Origin of the sequence: Gorillibacterium timonense, from assembly GCF_001457415.1 — a bacterium.
In the GTDB taxonomy this organism is placed as follows: Bacteria; Bacillota; Bacilli; order Paenibacillales; family NBRC-103111; genus Gorillibacterium; species Gorillibacterium timonense.
In genome coordinates, this window is sequence record NZ_LN881724.1 from 990414 (window position 1) to 1012650 (window position 22237).

Annotated in this window: 27 protein-coding genes and 1 pseudogene; 21 read left to right on the forward strand and 7 right to left on the reverse strand. The window is 54.5% G+C overall.

The features are described from left to right. Positions 1-50: 50 nt before the first annotated feature. The 12 genes and pseudogenes from BN2684_RS17060 to BN2684_RS17115 all read left to right on the forward strand — a co-directional run. Positions 51-1316 (forward strand): annotated as a pseudogene (locus BN2684_RS17060) (bifunctional metallophosphatase/5'-nucleotidase); the annotation flags it as partial. A 234-nt stretch (positions 1317-1550) separates the two neighbouring features. Beyond that, positions 1551-2369 (forward strand): undecaprenyl-diphosphate phosphatase, encoded by an 819-nt coding sequence (locus tag BN2684_RS17065; protein WP_058303340.1) that lies wholly within the window; start codon positions 1551-1553, stop codon positions 2367-2369. Between the two features lie 64 nt (positions 2370-2433). Further along, positions 2434-3549, forward strand: a complete 1116-nt coding sequence (locus tag BN2684_RS17070) for an HD-GYP domain-containing protein (protein WP_058303341.1) — start codon at positions 2434-2436, stop codon at positions 3547-3549. Positions 3550-3680: 131 nt separating this feature from the next. Then, complete coding sequence (yfkAB, locus tag BN2684_RS17075; RefSeq protein WP_058303342.1) at positions 3681-4817, forward strand: radical SAM/CxCxxxxC motif protein YfkAB; 1137 nt, start codon at positions 3681-3683, stop codon at positions 4815-4817. 43 nt (positions 4818-4860) lie between these two features. Next, positions 4861-6207, forward strand: coding sequence for a hemolysin family protein (locus BN2684_RS17080; RefSeq protein WP_058303343.1), 1347 nt, complete (start codon positions 4861-4863; stop codon positions 6205-6207). Between the two features lie 70 nt (positions 6208-6277). Beyond that, the gene (gene ytvI, locus BN2684_RS17085) at positions 6278-7297 is read left to right on the forward strand and encodes a sporulation integral membrane protein YtvI (RefSeq protein WP_058303344.1); all 1020 of its coding nucleotides are present in this window, start codon (positions 6278-6280) and stop codon (positions 7295-7297) included. Between the two features lie 169 nt (positions 7298-7466). Next, entirely contained in the window at positions 7467-8705 is a 1239-nt protein-coding gene (locus tag BN2684_RS17090; protein ID WP_058303345.1) for an MFS transporter, read from the forward strand. A gap of 224 nt (positions 8706-8929) precedes the next feature. Further along, positions 8930-9133, forward strand: a complete 204-nt coding sequence (locus tag BN2684_RS17095) for a spore coat associated protein CotJA (protein ID WP_058303346.1) — start codon at positions 8930-8932, stop codon at positions 9131-9133. An 18-nt stretch (positions 9134-9151) separates the two neighbouring features. Continuing rightward, positions 9152-9415 (forward strand): spore coat protein CotJB, encoded by a 264-nt coding sequence (locus BN2684_RS17100; RefSeq protein WP_058303347.1) that lies wholly within the window; start codon positions 9152-9154, stop codon positions 9413-9415. A gap of 37 nt (positions 9416-9452) precedes the next feature. Further along, on the forward strand, positions 9453-10022 hold the full coding sequence (locus BN2684_RS17105) for a manganese catalase family protein (protein ID WP_058303348.1): 570 nt from the start codon (positions 9453-9455) through the stop codon (positions 10020-10022). Positions 10023-10304: 282 nt separating this feature from the next. Beyond that, a complete protein-coding gene (locus tag BN2684_RS17110; protein WP_058303349.1) occupies positions 10305-10997 on the forward strand; it encodes an HAD family hydrolase in 693 nt (230 codons plus the stop codon). 125 nt (positions 10998-11122) lie between these two features. Next, entirely contained in the window at positions 11123-11317 is a 195-nt protein-coding gene (locus BN2684_RS17115; RefSeq protein ID WP_058303350.1) for a hypothetical protein, read from the forward strand. A gap of 106 nt (positions 11318-11423) precedes the next feature. On the opposite strand, the gene BN2684_RS17120 is transcribed toward BN2684_RS17115, so the two are convergent. From BN2684_RS17120 to BN2684_RS17135, 4 genes are all read right to left on the reverse strand, one after another. Continuing rightward, the gene (locus tag BN2684_RS17120) at positions 11424-12533 is read right to left on the reverse strand and encodes a YheC/YheD family endospore coat-associated protein (protein ID WP_082652039.1); all 1110 of its coding nucleotides are present in this window, start codon (positions 12531-12533) and stop codon (positions 11424-11426) included. Continuing rightward, the gene (locus BN2684_RS17125) at positions 12530-13672 is read right to left on the reverse strand and encodes a YheC/YheD family endospore coat-associated protein (RefSeq protein ID WP_234340266.1); all 1143 of its coding nucleotides are present in this window, start codon (positions 13670-13672) and stop codon (positions 12530-12532) included. The genes BN2684_RS17120 and BN2684_RS17125 overlap by 4 nt, the downstream gene beginning before the upstream one ends. A gap of 1 nt (position 13673) precedes the next feature. Next, positions 13674-15041: a YheC/YheD family endospore coat-associated protein gene (locus BN2684_RS17130; RefSeq protein ID WP_058303351.1), complete on the reverse strand. Its 1368-nt coding sequence runs from the start codon at positions 15039-15041 to the stop codon at positions 13674-13676. 85 nt (positions 15042-15126) lie between these two features. Further along, positions 15127-16278: a YheC/YheD family endospore coat-associated protein gene (locus BN2684_RS17135; RefSeq protein WP_058303352.1), complete on the reverse strand. Its 1152-nt coding sequence runs from the start codon at positions 16276-16278 to the stop codon at positions 15127-15129. Between the two features lie 206 nt (positions 16279-16484). Between BN2684_RS17135 and BN2684_RS17140 the strand changes: the two genes are divergently transcribed. Beyond that, positions 16485-16763 carry a hypothetical protein gene (locus BN2684_RS17140; RefSeq protein ID WP_058304607.1) on the forward strand — a complete coding sequence of 93 codons (279 nt, stop codon included), beginning with the start codon at positions 16485-16487 and terminating at the stop codon, positions 16761-16763. A 134-nt stretch (positions 16764-16897) separates the two neighbouring features. On the opposite strand, the gene BN2684_RS17145 is transcribed toward BN2684_RS17140, so the two are convergent. Further along, on the reverse strand, positions 16898-17461 hold the full coding sequence (locus BN2684_RS17145) for a TetR/AcrR family transcriptional regulator (RefSeq protein WP_058303353.1): 564 nt from the start codon (positions 17459-17461) through the stop codon (positions 16898-16900). Between the two features lie 150 nt (positions 17462-17611). On the opposite strand from BN2684_RS17145, the gene BN2684_RS17150 reads away from it, so the two are divergent. Continuing rightward, the gene (locus BN2684_RS17150; protein WP_058303354.1) at positions 17612-18409 is read left to right on the forward strand and encodes a hypothetical protein; all 798 of its coding nucleotides are present in this window, start codon (positions 17612-17614) and stop codon (positions 18407-18409) included. Positions 18410-18557: 148 nt separating this feature from the next. On the opposite strand, the gene BN2684_RS17155 is transcribed toward BN2684_RS17150, so the two are convergent. Beyond that, entirely contained in the window at positions 18558-18992 is a 435-nt protein-coding gene (locus BN2684_RS17155; RefSeq protein ID WP_058303355.1) for a universal stress protein, read from the reverse strand. Between the two features lie 81 nt (positions 18993-19073). Next, positions 19074-19649: an Hsp20/alpha crystallin family protein gene (locus tag BN2684_RS17160; RefSeq protein WP_058303356.1), complete on the reverse strand. Its 576-nt coding sequence runs from the start codon at positions 19647-19649 to the stop codon at positions 19074-19076. 161 nt (positions 19650-19810) lie between these two features. Here BN2684_RS17160 and BN2684_RS17165 point away from each other — a divergent pair, with 161 nt between their 5' ends. Genes BN2684_RS17165 through BN2684_RS17195 form a run of 7 tightly spaced genes read left to right on the forward strand, consistent with a single transcriptional unit; the run spans position 19811 to position 22190 of the window. Continuing rightward, positions 19811-20101: a hypothetical protein gene (locus BN2684_RS17165; protein WP_058303357.1), complete on the forward strand. Its 291-nt coding sequence runs from the start codon at positions 19811-19813 to the stop codon at positions 20099-20101. Positions 20102-20152: 51 nt separating this feature from the next. Continuing rightward, positions 20153-20404, forward strand: a complete 252-nt coding sequence (locus BN2684_RS17170) for a hypothetical protein (protein ID WP_058303358.1) — start codon at positions 20153-20155, stop codon at positions 20402-20404. Between the two features lie 52 nt (positions 20405-20456). Continuing rightward, positions 20457-20663, forward strand: a complete 207-nt coding sequence (locus BN2684_RS17175; RefSeq protein WP_058303359.1) for a hypothetical protein — start codon at positions 20457-20459, stop codon at positions 20661-20663. Further along, entirely contained in the window at positions 20656-20916 is a 261-nt protein-coding gene (locus tag BN2684_RS17180; protein ID WP_058303360.1) for a hypothetical protein, read from the forward strand. Before BN2684_RS17175 ends, BN2684_RS17180 begins: the two co-directional genes overlap by 8 nt. After that, positions 20913-21362, forward strand: a complete 450-nt coding sequence (locus tag BN2684_RS17185) for an Hsp20/alpha crystallin family protein (protein WP_058303361.1) — start codon at positions 20913-20915, stop codon at positions 21360-21362. The genes BN2684_RS17180 and BN2684_RS17185 overlap by 4 nt, the downstream gene beginning before the upstream one ends. Before the next feature lie 12 nt (positions 21363-21374). Continuing rightward, entirely contained in the window at positions 21375-21788 is a 414-nt protein-coding gene (locus BN2684_RS17190; RefSeq protein ID WP_058303362.1) for a hypothetical protein, read from the forward strand. Positions 21789-21800: 12 nt separating this feature from the next. Next, entirely contained in the window at positions 21801-22190 is a 390-nt protein-coding gene (locus BN2684_RS17195) for a hypothetical protein (protein ID WP_187385782.1), read from the forward strand. Positions 22191-22237 lie beyond the last annotated feature (47 nt).

Genomic DNA, 22237 nt, shown 5'->3' on the forward strand with positions numbered 1-22237 from the left:
CAACTTTATATAATAGGTTCTGTGTGCTGAGATAAAAGGGAGGGAAGGCTGTGGCGGATCAGACGAAGCTCGTCATTCTGCATACGAACGACCTTCATAGCCGCTTCGAGCAGATGCCCAAGATTGCAAGCATGCTGAACCGAATTCGGAGGGAGAAAGACGGAACGGCTCACGTTCTCGCTGTCGATTGCGGGGATCACATGGATCGGGCTTTTATCGAGACGGAAGCCACGCGGGGATGGGCAAATGTCGCGGTGATGAACCGGATGAAGCTCGATGCGGCTCTTCCCGGCAACAATGAAGGGCTGACCTTCACCCTGTCCGAGCTTGGAGCCGTCTATCAAAAAGCCGAGTTGCCTGTGATCTGCGCGAATTTGCTGGATAGCATGAAAGGGACGCCTCCGGACTGGATGCACCCTTACCAATTGCTGCAGGCGGGACGCCTCACCGTTGCGATCATCGGGGTTACAGCCGCCTTTGCCGATTTTTATCAGCAGCTCGGATGGGATGCCTTAGATCCCATAGAGACCGTCTCCCGCATTGTCCCCATTGTACGCGGTGCTGCCGATGTGGTGATCCTGCTGTCTCACCTCGGTCTCAGTCAGGACCGCCAGCTCGTGCAAAAGGTACCGGGAATTGATATTCTTCTAGGAGGTCATACTCATCACCTCTTGGAGACCCCCCTGTTGGAGAACGGCACCCTGATTTGCGGCGCCGGGAAGTTCGGAACCCATGTCGGTCGGGTGGAGCTCGTCTACGATCATGACAAGCGTAAGATCTGCCAGCTCTCGGGCGGTTGCCTGCTGGTTGACAACGAAGAGGGGGATCCCGAATTGGCCAGCGCTTTGGCGAAGTGCCGAATTGAAAGCGAACGGCGCCTTTCTGTGCCAGTGACCACGCTTCGCGAAGACATGCCAGCCCAGCTTGCGGAAGAGACCCGGCTTGGAGATTTGCTCGCAAATGCAATCCGCCGCGCTACCGGAACAGACGTTGCCTTGGTGAACGCCGGGCAACTTGTGGAGGGCCTATCCAAGGGAACCGTCACGGAAGGGATGCTGCATCGGATCTGTCCGTCATCCATCCACGCGTGCGTAACCCACTTAACCGGAACGGATTTGCTGCAGGCGCTCGAGGAATCCTTGCTTCCGGAGAATACAACAAGGAACATCTATGGTTACGGCTTTCGCGGAACTGCACTCGGGATGTTGAACGTGTCGAATATGACGATTCATTATGATGCGGAGGCCCCGTCGTATCGGAAGATCTTCCGGGTTGATCTGAACGGCGAGCCGCTTGTGCATGATCGGATCTACCGTGTCGGAACGATTGGGATGTTCTTGTTCGGATTAGGCTATCCTACTCTAGCGAACGGAACCGAAACCCGCCATCAACTGCCTTTGTTTCTAAGAGATTTGCTTGCGGCGGAGCTGAAAAGATATACGGAAGGTTCGGAAGACGTATGGCAGAAATGTTGGATTCCGGTATAATGGAAGCCAGGCACGAAGAGATTGAGATGGCAGACACAGAGAAATAGACTAGAGGAGGAGCCTATGCTGCTGGAATTATGGAAAGCGATAGTCATCGGGATTGTGGAAGGATTGACGGAGTTTCTCCCCGTCTCTTCGACGGGGCATATGATTCTCGTCGGCAACATGATCGGTTTTACCGGCGAGAAGGCGGACACCTTTGAGATCGTCATTCAACTGGGCGCTATTTTATCTGTTGTGGTGCTCTATTGGAAGAGATGTCTCCGACTCATTGGGTATAAAGACAAGAACGCTCCGGTTTCCCCGAACGGACGCAACTTGAACCTGCTGCACATCTTCATCGGTATCGTGCCTGCCGGTCTGATCGGCTTCTTGTTCCACGATTACGTAAAGATGTTGTTTAAACCGGAGACCGTGGTGATCGGCCTCATCGCGGGGGGCATCTTTATGATCGTTGGTGAAAAGGCGATGCCGAAGCTCAATGCTCCGACGATGGATGATCTTACGTACCGCCAATGCTTGTACATCGGATTTGCCCAGATCCTTTCGCTCTGGCCGGGCTTCTCGCGTTCGGGTTCCACAATCGCGGCGGGGATGATGACCGGCGCAAGCCGCGGAGCCTCAGCTGACTTTACCTTCCTCATGGCCATTCCGCTTATGGTAGCGGCGACGGGATATGACCTGCTTAAAAACCTCGATCAATTCACGTCGGGGGATTTGCTTCCCTTTGCCGTCGGGTTTGTCGTTTCGTTCATCGTTGCGCTCCTTGCCGTGGCAACCTTCATCAAGCTGGTATCCCGGCTAAAGCTGACTTACTTCTCTTACTACCGGTTCGTATTGGCCGCCGTTGTCGTGATCTTCATGATGGCCGGCCGTCTGTAAAACTCGCACTGATACCTGAGGTTCGAGTTCAATTTACTTTATTCGGAAAGAACGTGGAAGACAGATGCGTTTGGTCTCAACTCGGTCATGCAAGCCGGGGGCAAAGCTTGGAAAGCCCATCTACAATGAAGTCGGACAGGTTCTTCTTGGTAAGGACGTCGAACTTACGGAAAGGCTTCTCCATCGACTAGAGGAATACGGCGTTCACTATTTTTATATCGAAGACCCCCTGACCGAGGATGTGGTGATCGAGGGTGTCTTGAGCGACGACTTGCGGCGGGAAGCGACGCAAACGGTTCGCAGTGAATTCCGCAAGCTGATGAACGATACGCTCAAGACGACAAAGTCCGTGAATCCTCCCGACCTGGCTAACTCGTTTCGGCCGCTGATCCATTCGGTGATCGACGAACTGACGCAGACCTCCCAGGCGATGATCATGCTGACCGATATGCATGTGACGGACCACTATCTCTATCAGCATTCTCTGAATGTGTGCCTGTATGCGACTCAGCTCGGAATGAGCTATGGATACAATCGCAATGATCTCTATATGCTGAGTCTCGGAGCGCTCATGCACGACATCGGCAAAACGAAAATCTCGCGGGAGCTGCTGCTTAAGCCCGGCAAGCTCACGGCTGATGAATACGAAGAGGTTAAGAAGCATGCCGAGATCGGCTTCGATATTCTCCGCGGCATGCCGAATATCCCGCTGCTCTCGGCGCATTGCGCCTTCCAGCATCACGAGAGGCTGGATGGGTCGGGCTATCCGCGTGGGCTAAAAGGCGAAGATATCCACGACTTTGCCCGCTGGGTCGGAATCGTCGATGTGTTTGACGCTATGACGACCCACCGGGTTTACCGCAAAGCGATGCTGCCCCACGAAGCGGTCGATATCCTGTATGCGGGATCGATGGACCACTTCGACCGGGATAAGCTCTCTTGGTTTCGCGATAAAATCGCCATCTACCCGCTGGGTATCGAGGTTACGTTGAGCACCGGTGAGATTGGGGTTGTCGTCGATCTGAACGCCAACATTCCGCATCGCCCGATCGTTCGGATTGTGGAATTGGAGGAGAGCGGACCGATAGCCGTTCCCTATGAAGTGGATTTGTCAAAGAAGCTGTCCGTGATGATTACGGATGTGAATCGCAGTAAGCTTTTGGGGAATCAGCGGAGGTAACAACACCCGCAACGGTCTTTCGCCGTTCATTGGAGCGCGAATGACCGTTTTTATTTTTTGGTAAATTGAGCTACAATGATAAGAACCTGGCGTTCCCTTCGGGAAAGGGAACACCGGACGGGAGGGATTTCGTGTCAACATCAACCGCCAAACATCCAGATCCATGGGATCCGATCCATTCTTTAGAGAGCTACGGACGCCATAAACTGACTTCTGTTGAGCTAACGGTGACCAATCTCTGCAACATGCGCTGCGAGCACTGTGCGGTGGGGGATGCCTTGGTCAACCGCGATGGAGACAAGCTGCCTCTTACGCTCGTGCTAAAACGCCTGGAGGAGGTTGACGGGCTGACCTCCTTGAGCCTGACGGGCGGAGAGCCGTCTTTCAGCCGGGAAACCATCGACACCACTCTCCTGCCTCTGCTCCGGTACGCCAAGGAGCGCGGGTTGAAGACCCAGATTAATTCGAATCTGACCCTGGATCTCGAACGGTACGAGCTCATGGCTCCTTATCTGGATGTTCTTCATATCACGTTTAATTATTCCGGACCGGACGATTTCCATAGCATCGGCTTCGGACACAGCGGCCGAGAAGTGAGCCGGGCCGCTTCCGATAAGCTGTACGGCAACTTGCTTCGCAATGCTCGTGCGCTCTCCGACGGAGGCGTATTTGTATCGGCGGAGACCATGATCAATTACCGAACCTGGAATCAACTGTCCGCGATTCACCGATCGGTTGCGGAGCTCGGCTGCAAGCGGCATGAGGTTCATCCAATGTACCCGAGTGCCTTCGCCGCGTCTTTACCTGCACTACCTCTCGAAAGGATGAAGGAGGCTATCCGCCAGTTGCTTGCGGACCGCAACCCTGCGGTTTGGCTCCTGTTCGGGACTCTCCCTTTCTTTGCGTGCAGCTCGGATGACGATGATCTCGTGCTGCTGGGCGAGCTGAGAAAGGCTCCGAACGTTACCGTTCGGAACGATCCCGACGGCCGCAACCGGCTGAATGTCAGTTTGTTCACGGGAGACATTCGGGTGACGGATTTCGCTACGGTGCCTCCACTGGGCAACATTCAAACCCATCGCCTGAATGAGGTATTTGACCTATGGCTTCAGCATGAGCTTGCTCGGTCGGTCAGCTGCCATTGCCCTGCGGCGGCTTGCTGCGGTCCGAACCTGTTAGTCGCGGACATGTATTACAAGGGAACGGATTTTACCAAGAGAAACGCAAGAGTGGAAGCCGAGGATTCGGCAAAGGCCTTATTGGGGTAAATCACTCCATTCTACTTATTTGACGAGCTGAGGAGATTGTCACATGGACTTACATTTGGATTGGGGAAAAATTGCATGGAATCTTGCTCTCGTGTTGGTGTTGGTCGGCATTAACGCCTTTTTCGTCTCGGCGGAGTTCGCACTAGTAAAGATGCGTCGAACGCGGCTTCAAGAACTGGTAAACCAGGGAAGCGGCAAAGCCAAGTATGCAATCGCGGTCACCAATAAATTGGACACGTATTTGTCGGCCTCCCAGCTCGGGATCACGCTGGCTTCCCTTGGGATCGGGTATGTGGGGGAACCGGCCATCGCCGAACTGATCTTCGATCCGATTCTGGCAGCCCTCCATGTGAACAATTCGACGCTCAGTCACGTCCTGTCTTTCTTGGCGACGTTCTCAACGATCACCACTCTGCATATTGTTCTAGGTGAGCAGGCACCGAAGTACTTGGCGATCCAGCGGGCGGAAGGGACCTCCTTGTTCGTATCCGGGCCGCTGATCGTCTTCAACAAGCTATTCCGGCCGATCATCTGGGGGCTGAATGCGGCCTCTAATGGAGTTTTGAAGCTGCTGAAGGTCGATCCCGCCAGCGAGCATGAAGCCCATACCGAAGAGGAAATCCGGATCATGCTCGGCCAAAGCGCGAAGAGCGGGCATATCAACAAGGATGAATTGGCCTTATTCGATAACATCTTTGAATTCTCCGATCGGCTCGCCCGGGAAGTGATGCTTCCCCGAACGGACATGGTATGCCTCTACACCGATCTTCCGATGGAGGAGAACCTCAAGATCATCTACGAAACGAAGCATACCCGTTATCCGGTCGCCGTGGAGGAGAAGGACCGCATCATCGGGTTTGTGCACATCACCGACATCCTGACCGCAACGCCCGAGAAGCTGACCGATCTCCGTAATGTCCTCCGTCCGATCCTGACGATTCCGGAATCCATTGAGGTCAGCCAGGCGCTCAAGCTGATGCAGAAGAAGCATTCCCAGCTCGTTATCGTCGTGGACGAATACGGCGGTACGGCAGGGATATTGACCATCGAAGATATTTTGGAGGAGATCGTCGGGGATCTTCATGACGAGTTCGATAACGATGAACGGCCGGAGATCGAACTGAAGGGAGATACCATCTCTGCGGATGGACGAGTGCTGCTTGAAGAGCTCGCCCCGCTGCTCGGCTTCGCCATGGACGATGACGAGGTCGACTCCATCGGCGGCTGGCTGTTCAAGAAGCTGGAAGGCGTGCCGGTAGAAGGCTCCAAGGTCGAGTACCGGGACAGGCTGTTCGAGGTCGCCGAGATGGACCGCTTCCGGATCATCCGTGTGTCGATCACGAAGGTGTTGGGAGAACCGGAGAGCGAGCTTCCCGAAACGATGGACTAGTACGTACGCTATACCATTTCAGCGGTTTGAAAGTACGCCTACCAACTATCCGGGCGAAGGAAGTGCTGCCATGTCGATTCGTAATTTGGTGTCACTGCTGATTTTGTCTCTGCTGCTGTACGGCTTGTTTCATTACGGGGCGCCTTTTCTGTTTGCGCTGGTCATCGCCATTCTGCTTGATCCGGTCGTCCGGCTGGTGATGAAAGCCAATCGGGTGTCCCGCAGGCTCGCCTCGATCCTGGTCTGTACGCTATTCACACTGCTGCTGTTTCTGTTATCCTACGGACTCGGCAATAAGCTGGTGAAGGAGACAACGGAGTTCGTCAAGACCTTGGATGCCGATCAGATCATCAGCCAGGTTACGGAGACAACGCAGAACCTCTTCAACTCCATCTCGCCAGGTTTGGCCGACACACTGAAGGAGGGGCTCAGCTCCGCGTTGAGTTCGCTCAGTGGGGCTTTGTCCGGCTTATCCGGATACCTGTTGACGCTGGCGGCGACGATTCCGAATTTCTTTCTGGGCTTTGTGGTTTTCTTGTTGGGACTTTACTTGATCTCCATGAACCTTCCGCTGCTTCGCGAATCCTTTCTATCCATCTTTGAGGCCAACACGTCCCGGAAGATGGATTCGGTTCTCGTGACTCTCAAAAAGGCCATCAACGGGTTTATCGTCGCTCAATTGATTCTGAGCTTGATCACCTTCCTAATCATGTTGACCGGTCTGTTGATTCTGGACTCTGGCTATGCGCTTGCTCTTGCATTTCTGGTTACCGCTGTGGATATTTTGCCTGTGTTTGGAACGGGTTCTGTGCTTATTCCGTGGGGGATCTACGAAATCGCGACTGGCAACAGCTTTCTGGGCATCGGGTTATTGGTGTTGTACGTGGTCACGCTCGTCGTTCGACGGGTGGTGGAGCCGAAGGTGCTGGGGAATGCCATAGGAATTGGTGCACTTCCCGCTCTCGTCAGCCTCTTCATCGGATTCAAGCTCATCGGGGTGGCGGGGCTGTTTCTCGGGCCGCTCGTCGTGATCATCTACAAGGCGATGCGCTCCGTCGGACTTCTGGAGATCAAAATTAAATTGGGTTAATGGTTGCAGCTATTCGAGTAATTGCAACGTCCTCCGCCTCCTGTGGCGAGAGGACGATTTTTTTATAGCCGTTTTTTCCTCCCGGTCCCATCCTCAAGCCCGTTGATTTATCCCGAGACTTCCGGTTATTATGGAAAAGCTGCAAGTACGCACATGGAGGGGGTAAACCATGACAAATCAAAAAGCTTCCGCTCTCGGATTATTCCGGAACCGCTTCGTTCAAGTCATTCTGATGTCGGGATTGCTCCTGCAAATCGGAATATGGGTGCGCAACTACTCCATTCTGCTGTATGTCACGGACATGACGGACGGCAGCAAGGTCGCCGTATCCCTGATCTCGGTGGCGGAATTCCTGCCGATCTTCGTCTTTTCCTTTATTGGAGGAACCTTCGCCGATCGCTGGCGTCCCAAACGCACCATGATCTGGTGTGATTTTCTCAGCGCGGTATCGATCTTTGCCGTGCTTCTGGCGATCCACTTCGGAAGCTGGAAAGCGGTCTTCTTCGTCACCTTCGTCTCGTCTATCCTGTCGCAATTCTCTCAGCCGTCCGGATTAAAGCTATTTAAGCTGCATGTGCCAGAGGAATTGATGCAGACCGGGATGTCCGCGTATCAGACCTTGTTTGCGATCTTTATGGTGCTCGGGCCTGGGCTCGGCACAGTGGTATACGGAAACCTCGGTATCGAGTGGGCCATTGGCATCACAGGTGTTGCGTTCTTACTATCTGCGGGTGTGCTGTTCTTCTTGCCGAATGACCGCGTAAGCGAGCAGACGGAAGGAGGAAAGGCCGTCTGGGAAGAAATGAAAGCGGGCTTTCGTTACGTGTTGGCGAGCAAGATGCTTTCGCGGCTCGGCAACTGCTTCTTCTTTGCCGGACTCGGGATCGGCTTGATTCAACCGCTCGCGATCTTCCTGATCACCGATCATCTCGGGCTGCCCAAAGAGCGCTTATCCTGGCTGCTAACCGTGAACGGGATCGCCATGCTGATCGGAGGCGCTCTTGCGATCGCCTTTGCCAGCAAGATTTCCCCGCAGAAGCTGCTGGCGCTTGGCACCATCGTGAGCGCCGTGGCGATCGCCGTTTGCGGTATTTCCACCGTATTCACGGTGACGCTAGTTGCCCAGTTTTTCAGCGGACTGGTAGGTCCGTTCATCCAGATTGGAATCAACACGATGGTGCTTCGGAACACCGAGGAAGCGTTCGTGGGACGGGTAAACGGGATCTTGAACCCCCTCTTCATGGGGGCGATGGTCATCACCATGACGCTTGGCGGCTGGCTGGCGGGTCTTCTCGATCTCATGCCGGTTTACTTGCTCTCATCCGTCCTGCTCCTCATCTCAGCGCTCATCCTCGTTCCGCTGTTCCGTCAAAAGCAGGAGGGCGGCTCCATTCAAGAGATCGCCTGATTTCATTTTGCATCGTTCCCTTCAGCATAATCGAATGGCAATGGCCGTCCCTTCTGTCACAGCCCGTGACAAAGGGGGCGGCTCTTTTTGTCGGCTGCTCGATCATGCCGTCTTGCCGAATGCCGTAGCGCAGTATGGATTAACGGTTCTTACCAGACTGATGAACGCATACACTTGTTCTAACTGATCATGGGTCCGCCCAATCGTTGAGGAGGAATGAACGGATGATTGCCCAGGTGCGTATGTATGAACCGTTTGTCGGGCCGCATGACCCCTGTCCGCCGATTCTCGTCAAGTACTTTGACACTCCGCCGCAGCTCTATTTGGGTTTTCAGCCGATGAATTTACCGCAATTCGATCCTTGCACGGCACTTCGAAAAGGCACTTTATGGCCGTGCCTGTTCAGCCCGTATTCACCCCGCCATTAGTACGAGGAGGCGATTCGTATGCAAAAACAGCTGGATGCGCAGTACTATGCCCTTCTGGAGCAGCTTCAAGCGATCGACTTCGTTCTGGTTGAACTGACGTTGTATTTGGATACCCATCCGCTCGATCTCGCGGCGGTGCGGCAATTCAATCAACTCAGCAAGGAGCGCTGGGCGCTCGCGCAAGCCTATGAAATGCAGTATGGCCCTTTGCTGCAGTTTGGGCTCAGCATGAGCCGCGAGCCGTGGGACTGGGCGGATGCGCCTTGGCCCTGGCAGGTCTAATACCAGCCGATACCGAAGTGAGGAGGATGCGGGGACGATGTGGATCTATGAGAAAAAGCTGCAATATCCGGTTCGGGTCAGCAAATGCGATCCGCGAATGGCCCGATTGCTGCTGGAGCAATACGGGGGAGCGGACGGTGAATTAGCTGCGGCGCTGCGGTACATGAATCAGCGGTACACCATTCCGACCAAGGTGATCGGAGTCTTGAACGACATCGCTACGGAAGAGCTTGCTCACCTGGAAATGATTGCAACAATGGTCTATAAATTGATGAAAGACTTAAATGCCGAGCAGGTTACGGCTGCCGGACTGGATACGTATTTCGTCAACCATGATACGGCGCTCTTCTATCAGAATGCCGGAGGCGTTCCATGGACAGCCTCCTACATTGCGACCAAGGGCGATCCGATCGCAGATCTCTATGAAGACATAGCAGCCGAGGAGAAAGCGCGTGCCACCTACCAGTGGCTGATCGATCTGACCGATGATGTGGATCTGAAGGACAGCCTGATCTTCCTGCGCGAGCGGGAGATCGTCCATTCCCAGCGGTTCCGGGAAGCGGTGGAGATTCTGAAATCCGAACAGGCGGCGCAAAAAGTATTTTAGTGAGATCCGATGTAGGTTCGTATGTCTTGCCTCAGGAAGCTGGATATACGGATGGAAACGGTCAGTTAGCAACTGCAAACCGGTAAACAGGCTCTACCGCTTCTGCGGTAGAGCCTGTTTACCGAACTGAACTACTTATGGGCAGAAGGTGCGGGGGAGGCACTCGTTGTTTAAAGGGATCAGGGTTGACTTTTACCGCTGACTTTGTCACCATTAACAGGATTACAGCGGTATAAGCCGAACATTTGCCGGCATACGCTTAGAGAAGGGATGGATCGAGAGATGTCTGGAAGGAGTCCCCAAACCGGGATGCTGCCCCGGCCGGAGGCGATGATTTTTGACATGGACGGCACCTTGTTTCGCACGGAATCCATCGTAGTGGAGGCCTATCATCGGGTATGCGACGACCTGCGCGCGGAAGGGCTGTTTGAGGGTGAGAATCCGCCGGATGAACGCATCCTAAGCGGACTTGGAATGCTCCTTGAGGAGATCTGGAAGCGTGTCTTTCCGGGAAGCCCAGCCAAGCTGCGTGAGCGAGCGGACGTTCTTCTGCTCAAGCATCAGATCGCTTGCTTGGAAAACGACGAAGGAGAGTTGTACCCGGGAGTAGCGGAGACCTTGACCAAGCTGAAGGAAGCTGGAATTCGCCTCTTTGTTGCCAGCAACGGCTTGGAGGATTATGTTAAGCTCGTTGCGAAGCACAAGCAGATCGCCGAGCTGTTCGATGGGCTGTACAGCGCAGGAGAATACCAAACGCAGTCCAAGGTGGAACTTGTCAAGCTCCTCCTGCATACACATGGGGTGAAGAGCGCTTGGATGGTTGGAGACCGCTCCTCCGATGTGGAAGCGGGTAAGAAGAATGGATTGCCTGTCATTGGCTGTGATTATGCCGATTTTGGAGCCGGCGAAGAGCTGGCAGAGGCCGATGCTGTCATCGCTTCCTTCCCCGAGCTGCTTGAGCTGCTGGAAGCCTGAACGCGGAGGAGAGAGCTTCTCCGCTTTCTTCCCGCTTGATAAGTTATTTTTTTCACAAAGTTGGGCGAATCCCAGAAGGAATGAGTTATGAAGCGTCGAATTTGATAAGCAGAGGGGTGAACAGGATGAAGCAAACCGGATTTCTGTTAAAGACCGATGCGGACTTCGACAATGCCGTATGGCTCGGGCAACACCTGGAATTGTGGCAGCAGGGCGAGCTCGTGCATGCTGGAGGTATCGCGGAATATAACACGGCCTTTTGGGTTCGGATAAATGGAAGCGCTTATTTTAAAAGCGCTTACGAATTTTGGGTGCGCTAGAAGGGAGTAGCTAACTTTTGGAAGTCTATGTGAAAAACGGCACGTGACCTCATCGTTCCTTGAGGTCGGTGCCGTTTTTCGTCTATTTGGCTCAGGCAGAAGCGAATTATGAACGGTTCTGTTCGGCCAAGTGCAGGGCGTATTCCAAAGGCCGCCGCAAGGCGAGGTGATAAGAGGCCCTATCGCCGATTCGCTTGAACACCTCGCGTGATGGCTTCGGATTGACCTCCAGCAGCCAAACATGACCCTGTGGGTCGACAGCCAAGTCGAGTGCCAGTTCGCATAAACGTCCGAATCTCCGCTCCAGAACCGCAGCGGTATTCAGAGCGAGACGCTCCATATCACTGCGGATCGCTTCGATCTTTCCTTCCCTCCAGCCTCGGCGGGCAAGGAGCTTCTCGAAGGCGACAGCTTCTCCTCCTCCGTGAAGATTGGAGGTTGCGCTCCCGCTTCCCCCGACTCTCCCGGCGATGCCGGTAACCTGCCAGCTCCCGCGGTCGTTCTTCTGGATCAACAACCGGAAGTCGTGTACACGGCCACCCTTAAGCTCGATGGGGATGCCTTGCTGGATGAGATAGCGTCTCCCGATTCGCCAGCTTGACCATTTGCCCATGAGAGAGGCAGGCGTGCCGCGAACAGGGGCGATGATCTTTCGGGAGGGGCTTCGTCCGCTCATGGCAAGCCGCCCGTCCTCCGCCCGAGCGAAGCGGGCGATCCCACGTCCTCCTGATCCGTCAACCGGCTTTACGTAAACGAGGGGGTATTTGGCGCTGAATTCGATCAGATCCTGGACATTTCGGTAGATCTGCGTCTGAGGCAGATGAGGCCGAATACCGTTATGCTTCTGCAGAACGAGATGATTGCCCCACTTGCTGGATAACGGGTGGTTCAAATAACGGAGCTTGGGATAGCGGGCGCGGAATCTTCTCATCTGCCCGAATTTCGGAGACCGCTGAGCCCGGCAGCGATCGTAGACCGCATCCGGCCACTTCCGCCACTCCCTTTTCCAAAGGCTTCTTGAACGATCGTAGACATGGGCATGAACCCGATGGCCGTCCGTAGAGGCATCCTCCGGCGTGAAAACGAAGACATCCAATCCGATCTCCATGCCTTGAAGGACAAGAGAGCGGAAGAAGACCCGTTCTTCCGCATCCAGGGTCCCCTTCCCGCTGTATAAAGTCATGATGCCGAGCGTTGGACTTGCCAATGAGCTCACCCGCTTTTCTTCCCGGTCCGGGCTGGACGGGGACGGCTCAGAAATTGAGTGTATTCGATAATCCGCGCGAGAGAGGTCTCTCGGATATCCGGTTCGTCGAACTTCATCGGACGGGAATTGGCTTCGAAGAACCAGATCCGTCCGTTCCGGTCTACTCCGAGATCAAGCGACATTTCACCGAGCTTGTATCCGGAAGCTTTCTCAATCCGCCTCGCGATGGTGAGCGCGGCGTTGTTGACCTTTCGGAGAATGATGGGCGTTCTTGTCTCGCCGAAGGATGAAATCAGGGCATTGTGCGGATTATCGATATGGCCGCCGCGGGGAACATGGGTCGTGATGCTCTTCACGCCTGCGACGCGGGCACCGATGCCGGTGATAAACCATTTGCCGGTGCCGCTCTTCTGAACCAGTACGCGAAGATCGAAGGGACGTCCTTCACTTTCGGCAAGCAAAATGCCCTGTTGGATGATATAATCCTCATCCGTTATTTCCTGCTTGATCCGGGTCCAGAGCTTGGCGAAATTTAAATGATTCGTCACGATGCTCTTCTTATGATTTTGGATGATCAGCTTGCACCAATACTTGCGTCCGGGCGTGTTGGTCTCCAGCCTCATGATGCCTTTTCCGGCTTTGCCGCGTATCGGCTTCAGATACACCATCGGATGCGATTGCATAAAGGAGGCTAGCTCCTGCGGTGAAGACAGCCTTCGGGTAGCGGGAATAAAACGCTGGGTTTCCTTGTCGGAGTTTAACCATTCGAACAGCGCCCATTTGTTGAAGAAATAAGGATTAAACAGCCGGACGTTTTTTTTCTTCAGACAATCCTTAATGACATTCTGCACCTCGGGAAGCTGTTCATCCGTCCGGGTGGGTAACCGGTTATAGATGACATGCGGCATGGGCAGCAGCTGGCGCGTCCAGATCCCGTTCTCGACGTTGTAGACATATCCGTACACCCGCTTGTCTCCCGCCCGGAGATCATCGGTGGTGAGGACATAGACGAACGCTCCGAGCTTTTTGCCGGTTTGGATCAGATCGATGAAGTTTGCCCGGTTGCCCCGAAAGCCCTGCTCGGGGTCCGGCATGGTGAGAATGGCGAGAGAGGTTCGCGTGGACAGAGTATTGGCGATTACGCTCACTTCATTCCCTCCTATCGGAGAACCGGCTTAAATAGAGAAAATGCTCGAACAGATTGGCGGAGGCGTCCTTTCCCTGCTGTTTGAGCTGCGGATGCTTGAAGATGGTTCGCCCGGGCTTTGAATTGGCTTCGAACATCCATACGTTGTCGGATTGGTCGATCCCGAGATCAAGCCCCAGCTCCCCAAGCCGGTGAGGATATTCCCGCTCAATAGCCTTGGCGAGTTTGATGGCAACATCCTTCGCCTTCTGGAAGGTGGAGTCGGCCAACTCTCCTTGGGTGGCGCTAAGCGCGTACTCCGGAACCATCAGCTGGCCACCTGTGCGCACGTGGGTGGTGACGCTGCCTTTCCCGGCTTTCTTGGCTCCGACTCCCGCAACGACCCATTCGTTCCTGCCATTCTTGGTGAGATGGAAGCGGAAGTCGATCGGGCAGCCGTCGATCTCGATCAGGCGGATTCCTTGTTGAGCCACATACTGCGACATCTTCAGCTTTAGCTTGCGAAGCATGTTGAAGAGTCCATCGAACTTGGGAAAGCGCAGCAGCACGTTGCTGCCGTCTTTGCGGTAACGGAGAAAATAACCTTTTCCCGGATTTAACGTCAGGCGGAAGATGCCGTAGCCGAGGCTTCCGGCGGTTGGTTTGAGATAGATAAATCGGTGACGATCCAGCATCTTGCGAATGTCCTCTGACGATGGATTAATCTGCGAATCCGGAACATGCTGTGAGGCGTCCCGATCCCCATCCAGGAGGCGGTAGACTTCCCATTTATCAAAAAAGCTCCAATTGAAGATCGGGATTTTGCGCTGAACGAACTTCTCCTTGAATTCGCGGAGCGCGGCCGTTTTCTCTGCGGTTCGGTTCGGGAGGCGGTTATATACGACATCCGGAAGCGGAATGGTTTTGCGGACCCAGCTCCCTCCTGGAGATGGAAAATAGCCCGTAACCGTTTCAGTCTCCCAGTTGACGCTTTGCGGAGAAAAGGCAAAGAAGAAGCTGCGGTTTTTCCCCGCTTCCATCAGTTCTCGGATATAAGCGGTACGAGGACCGAAGGGCTGAGTCGGATGGTTGCTGACCGCGGTGAGGACTCCGATGAGCGGTCCGACCTGGAGTTCCCGCGTTCCACTCGAGCGGATCATGCATTTGCCGGATGACGGCAGTTTGAGGGTCGAAGCAAGCGAAGAGGAAAGTACGGCGTATTCTCCCTTGCGGTTAAAGGTTCTGAGCGGAACGGTCGCGTTGAGCGATCCGACTCGCAGGACGACACTTCGGACGTTATCCAGCTCCAACTGCTCCCGAAGAGAGGGGCTTAGCGCAAGACTTCGGGTTTCCTGCCGAGTAACCAGCAGGGTGCATGAGGTCAAACTCATCACGATATCCTCCTAAACGAAACACCATTATTCCGGTTGCAAGGAAGCCGGTCCGGACCGGCGCAAGCTGACGAAAGGGGAGACGTCATACGGACTGAAGGAAAGCGGGCATACGCCTGGAAGCGAGCCGTACCGCATAAGCGACGGGGCGACTGACCGAGAGTTCTGCCGCAGCTTGATCGCCGCACTCGCGAAAGGCAGACCTCCCCGGCCGGGAATTGGCTTCCAGGAACCAGAGGCGGCCATGCGGCTCGACTCCGAAGTCAAGCCCGAGCTCGACGAAGCGGCCGAACCGTTCTTCTAGCAGACCGGCGATGATCAGTGACAGCTCTTCGATTTCCTGAAGCAGCTCCGCGGCTCGGTGCGGGCCGACAATCTCCTTCAGGCGCACAGACGAGGATAAGGCTTTGCCGCCGCCATGAAGATTGGCCGTCATGCCGTCCCGTGCTCCTTGCCTGACGGCAATGCCGGTTATGGCCCATGCGCCTGACGCTTCCTTCTGCACGAGAGAGCGCAGGTCGTACGGGCGGTCTTCATCGTCCATCAGCCGCAGGTAATCCTGAACGAGATAACGTCTTCCCGCCGTAAAGCGATTGACCCAGCACGCAAGCTCTTTTCGACTGGCGAATCGGAGGCGGAATGGCCGATTTTCGAAATCACGCCCTTCCGCAAGGAAGGGCTGCGCCGATAAATCGACCAGGCTTCCCGGCTGGGATGTGTTCTCCCTCACTAAGCGGACACAGCCTAAGCCTTTGGACCCGAGATCGAGCTTGAGAAACGCGGTTCCGTGTTCCTCCAAACGGTGAAACAGGGCCGGCAGGCCAATGAGCTCCGTTGCCGGAAGAAGGGAGCGCACCTGCTCGTGTTCAGAGAGGATGCGGGAGACGGCCAGCTTGCCGCCGAGTTTGCCCGCAAGCAGGAGGACGCCATTCTGCTCAAGGCAAGCTCGAGCAGAGCGAACCCGCTGGCTCTCGTCCAGATCGCTGTAGAAGGCTCTCTCCAAGACGACATCCGGATAAGGGATCAAGCGGCTTTCCCACCTACCATTTGGCTGCAGCAGACAGGCGTCAAGCTGTGGCTTGCCTGCGGCTACGGCATCGGGCGAGAATACGGCAAGCGTCGCTCCCATCCGTTTCGCCGCACGGCTCATGGCCGCATAGGTCGTGTATTCCCGGAAGGGAGGATCACCGGCACTTCTGCAAGCCATGATTCCGATGAGCGGGTGCACTCCGGCCACGGCACTACCTCCCTGCTCCTTACTTGCGGCAGTATTCCGAAATCTAGGGAACCCGCCGTTAACTCCTTCATCATATGAGGACAGATTTTCCTTGGTGCTTGACAGAAACCCAGTTTAAGGGGGGAGTGAGGCCGATGGAGGCATAGAATAGGCCGCTGCTGCATAGGATGTACCGTACGGTACAAGCCGGGAAAGGGGTGACGCCTATGAAGGGGACAAGGAGCTTCATCAGACTCAGCTTGATTTTGGGCATGCTGCTCTATGCGGTGCCGCAACTGCCGATTGGGAAAGGATTTACGCTTCCTACCCTATTCGCCGTCTCATGGCTTGTGTTCGCTCTGATTCTCGTCGCCGCTCATCTGTATGATGTGATCGGAGTGGATGAGGCGGTTCGGGAAGAGCAGCGACGTGTGGGACGGATGAGGAAATGGCAGATGGAAGAGCGGCTGCGCGGAACGCGACGAATGCTGGCAGCGAAAAAATAGGCGGGCCATGCTGATGGGTGCATGTCCGGCGTTTCTTGGGCAAAGGGAAAAGGGAAGCAGGTAAGGTTTTAGACCTCTGCTTCCCTTTTTTTGCGATCACGAAGCTGTTTCCAGCTTATATACTTGGCGATTGCTTACCCCATGATCTTTTCCCAGCCATGATAAACCGCGTCTTCCGCGATCTCCGTCAGCTCATCCAAAGTCATCGGTCTGTTGGAGCTCAGCCAATCCGTATAGATGCTGATGATGCCGGACGAGATATATTCCGCATAGACCTGAAAGGATGCGAGAGGCAAGTTCGATTTCGGATAAAGGGATCGGATGATCGAAGCCTTCAGGATGTTCTTGCATCTTTTTAGAAAGAACGAATAGGAGGTCGCTTCCGCAAATCTGCGGTACAGCTCCATATCTTCCGTCAGGATATCATTCAAGCCCTTAAAGAAGGTCGAGATGTTGATCCTCTCGTTTTTTTCCAGAAGCCATGAAACCTTCTCCGCTAACTCATTCTCCATTTCCCGCAAGATATCCTCGACCGTGCTGTAGTGCAAATAAAAGGTTTTGCGGTCGATGTCCGCGAGTCCGGCAATTTCGGTTATGGTAATCGAGGAGAACTCCTTTTGCTTAATAAGCTGGCAAAAGGCTTTTCGTATGCTCGATTTCGTCTTCACAACCCGTCGGTCGAGCTTATTCTTGGCCATTCCTCATTCCTCTTTTCCACAGATCCAGGCGCTTTGTTGATTATTCCGCATTCTCAAGATGATTGGCAATTGATCTTCTCCTACTAGGTAATATAATGTACACATGTGGAATATTCAACATGATATCCATTAAAAGAGAGGGAGAGGTTTATGCTTGACCAATTGTTCACGTTTTACCCAACGACCTATTCGCTAGATGACTTTCGTACGGCTTTCAGCCCCGACAATCCCCAGTTTGCCTTTTTGCTCATTGTTGCGGCCTTTACCTTTTTCATCGGGTACATGGAGTATGTGTACAGCTTTCAACTCGTTCGCAGAGAAAAGAGCGCTCCTTATCCGGTATGGATGCACACCTTTTATTTTGCCCACGACAGCATGGGAGCGATTGTCTTTGCCATGGCTGCGAAAGCGACTGGAGGCTTTTGGTTCTTTACCGCCGCTTCGATCGCCTTGGTGATCTGGAACCTCTTTGAAGTGTATAACCTGTACAAATGTATTTATGTAGAACGGCAAGAAATATGGGGACATCTGCATCAGGAGCCGGTTACGGTTAAGGAAGCTTGGCTGCGGGTGATCGGCCAGATCTTGATCTTCGTGGGTGTCGTGAACTTGTTCCGGGTCTTCATGTATGATCCGTATATGTTCAAGTGGTTTATCTTTACAAACGTCTTGATCGCCATTGTCCCTGGGCTGTACTGGGAGAAAAGAGGAACTCAGATCGGCGCCTCCTACAAGCTCGCGATCGTCATCCTGATCGGTACGATTAACTCCTTCGTGCCTTCGAATATGTGGGCGTTGACCAGCGATTATTTCACCATGTCGAACAATCCATGGTTTTACATTCTGGGGGTCATCAGCACCGGATTTGCGGTTCGGAACCTGATCGTCCTAAAACGCATGCAGAGAAAGCCGAAAGTTTTGGAAAATGGAATCAAGACGGTATGGTAATACAGGATCCGGATAAAAAAGGGGATTGAGATCCATGACCCGAACTTTAAAACCGGAGTCCATATAAAAGCCAGAGGCTGACATTCAAGCAGGAGAAATCTGCTTGAATGTCAGCCTCTTATTCTTGAATTGCTTTCGGGATTGAACCTTACTTAACAACCAGCACGGGAACTTTCGCATGCTGGACTACATTGTGGCTCACGCTGCCGAGGACGAAGCTGCGGATATTGCCGAGTCCTCGACTGCCGATCACGATCAGATCGACACCATTTTGCTCAGCGTAGCTCAGGATGGTTTCGGCTGGTTGACCGTCCTCCAGAATCGTTTTTGTCGGATTGGGAAGAGGATCAAGGAGTGCCTTGGCTTCCTGCAGCAGCTCTTCGGAGGCGTCGTAATATTCCTTTTGCATGGAAGCGGGAGCCGCGATCATGGCTTCGCCTACCACCAGCGTAGGAAATTGCAGGACATTGATGACATCCAGTCGGATGGCCGGATCGGAGGAAGCGATTTGAATGGCTTTGTCCAGAGCCTTGCGAGAAGCTTTGGATCCGTCGAACGGAACGAGAATGGTACGGAAAATCATCAGAATCACCCCGGGTACTAGATTGGCTTGCCACTCTCATTATACCACTTGGGGCTGAGAACCAAAAACGCGAGTCTCTTCTCAATAGTGGATGAAGATTTCTTGCTCGCGTATCCGTGAGGAGCGCGGCAAGCGGATCGTCAAGTTTTCACCGTTCAGCCGAGCACTCGCGCCTTGGATCTTGACCGGACAGGGCAGAGGAATCGACGGTTTGCGGCCACCCGGCAATCCTTCCAGACGCAGCGTGTACACATCGGCAAAAAGGCGCAGCTTCTCCGCTTCGGTTTTGTCCGGGAGGCGATAACGAACGATGACCGCTTTGTCCGTCGTAGAAATCGCCGGATTGCCCCCCGCATAGGGGGCCGGTCGGACAGGCGTACTGGAGCTCCGGGTATTGGCGGAGCTGCGGGCTCTCTCGGAATCAGGAGGAGAAGCCGTCTTTCGCGTGCGCGGATCGGTCTGCCTGGGCGGGTTCTCCGTTGGCGAATAGCCGGCGGAGCCGGCGACGGAATCCATGGTCCGCTTGACGATGTCATTGATCATTGATTGGACCCATTCCCCTCCCTGCATGCTTTCCGGTATGCGGATGAACGGCGTTTTGCCTCCAAGGAGCTGATGGATGCTTTTCCAAGGGTCTTGCTCGTTCTGATCGGCCATACAGGTCACCGCCTTCTTCATTCATCCCTGTTTTATCCTATGCGGCCGGATCTGGGCGGGTGCTCGAATGGTGCGTGCTTTCCTCCGGTTCTGAACCTGCTTATCGCCGCATAGAATGGCAGGTGACCGCTCTTCACGACAGCTGGCGGGAGGGAGGAGGCATGGTTCGACCGCGCGGGATACGCATTGAACTGGGAAATATCAACGTCAACCGCATCGATTCGGCGTCAGGCATCTTCGTCGGCACGAATGCTCAATGGGGCTGGAGCAGCCATGGCAAGAGCATCTCCGGCTTCGGCTCCGTGACCGGCATGCTGAATCGACTTTCCGCCAATGTGAGCGTGGTATACGACAATGACTTGATCGACACGCCGATCGATGACCGGGATGTGCTGGCGGCTCCCTATCCGGAGAAGGAGGCCAAACGCACACAACCACCGACAAACGAATAGGCTGGTGAATAAGCGACCGCTTACGCTGGAGAGAACGGCAGGTGGGAATAAGTGGCGACAAGCATCAATTTCAACAGCATAGTCACCAACTCGATGAATACGACCTCCGGCGTGTTTATTGGAGACAACCAAATGATCGGCTGGGATGCCCACTCCAAACGCTTTAATGGAGTCGGAGAAGTATTCGGCCAGTACAATCTCATCTCGAATCCCTATCTTCTGATCAACAATAACAGCTTATTCGATACGATGATCAACGACAACGATCTGAATACAAGCAACGAGAGTGTAGTTGGTCCTTAAGAGTGCCATCTTCCGAAATGAAGGTTCTTACCTGTTGAGGAGGAACGAAGCGATGCGCATCACCATATGGAATCATCAAATCGAGCGGTTGGCGGAAAGCTCCGCCCTCCTCACGGGAACGAATCTTCCTGGTCAGCACACATCGAAACAAGAAATCAGAGAAGGGTTTGGAGAAGTGAGCGGAAATCGCAACCTGATCTCGGAGAGCCGGTTCGGAGCATGTGCGGATCTGACGGAAGAGGCGAGGAAGAATGGCTGACAAAAAGAAGGATAAATATTGCGTGAGGTGCAGCCGTAAAGCGGAGGACGGAGATAAATATTGTGTCGGCTGCGGGGCTCCGCTCGTCAACAGTTGCACCAACGTGGGGGATATGTTTACGAAAAAATGCACCAAGGTTAACCGGGAAGACGCCGCCTATTGTTCGGGCTGCGGAGCTCCGACGATCTTTCATCGAGAGGGGCTCCTCTCCGGAACTGCCGTTCGAGTCGAACACAAGGGAGAACCATCATGAGCGAAGGACTTTCCCGAGAGGCCAAACGACGTTGGAAACAGCAGGCGGTACAGGTGCTTGGCGAGGACTTCTGGGATGATCTAGCTGGTTTGTGGCCGGATGCCGGACCGCGCATGGACCTTTACCGGGATGGCCAAGAGCTGGTAGCTGTATTCGAGCTGCCGGGAATCGCCGGACCGGAAGCGATCACGGTCGCCCTCGCGACCCGCTGGCTGACGGTCAGCGGAGAGACGCCTTACCCTTATCCGGTTCTGGAAGACGAATTGCTTCGCTCAGAGCGCGCGATCGGCCGGTTTTCACGCCGGGTGGCGCTCCCGGAGCCGGTGAATCCGGATGCGGTGCAAGCGAGCTACCGGCAAGGACTTCTCACCTTGAGGATGAGGCTATTGCCGGAGACGGACAGCCGTACGGTTGCGGTGGAATTCGGGGAAGATATCCCGGATTGAGAGGTGACGCATATGACGGAACGAGAAGCACAGCGAGAAGAGGACAAGGAGGCCGACCTCCTTGCCCGCATCGCCCGGCTGGAACGGGATCTGGCCCGCTTGGTCCGGCTCAGCGGACGGCCGATCACGGTACAGCAGCTTCATGTGGATGAGCTTCATGTCGATACGCTCCATTTGGATCAGCCCAGCTATCGGTTGGACAGCCTCACGGTTCGCGAGCTGAGCGGTTCGCTCAACCTGGGCAACAACTTCGCTTCCCTTCGGAGCTTGGGAAGAAGGGAAGCGGAGAAGGAGACGCCAGGCGATGGAGTTCAAGCCGAGAGGAAAGAGGAAGCGGCACCGAATTCCGCGGACGGCTCGACCGAACCCGCTCATGCGCCAAAGCTTCGGCGGACGGGCTCGGGAATTCGTTACACCTTGGAATGAGGAGGGATGGGAATGCCCAGCGGCTGGTTGTCGCCGACATTCGTGATCGGGCAGATCAAGATCGGTACCGTCGAGGGAGCCTCCTGCTTGAATTTCGGGAATAACGTGCCAAGCGGATTTTCGAGCCGCAAGGTGCACAATCAAGGATTTGGGTCCATTGAGGGAGATGACAACCACTTGAGCGGCATCCGGTCCTTCCTCCATGAATCTCCGGCATTCGGAGCAACCGATGAAGAGGCAGGGGAAGCGTCTCCCTATGAAGTGCCGGATTGGATCAAGGAGTGGATGACGAACAGCATGGACCTCGATTTGGATATGGGAGAAGAAGCGGCTCCAGGCGACGAGGGGAAGGAGGAGCCCGGCGATCTGGAGAATGGAGGAGCTGATGAAGCTCCAAGATAACCGGGGCCTCCTGCTTCAACCGAAGTCTGTCAAGAATTCGATCAAAT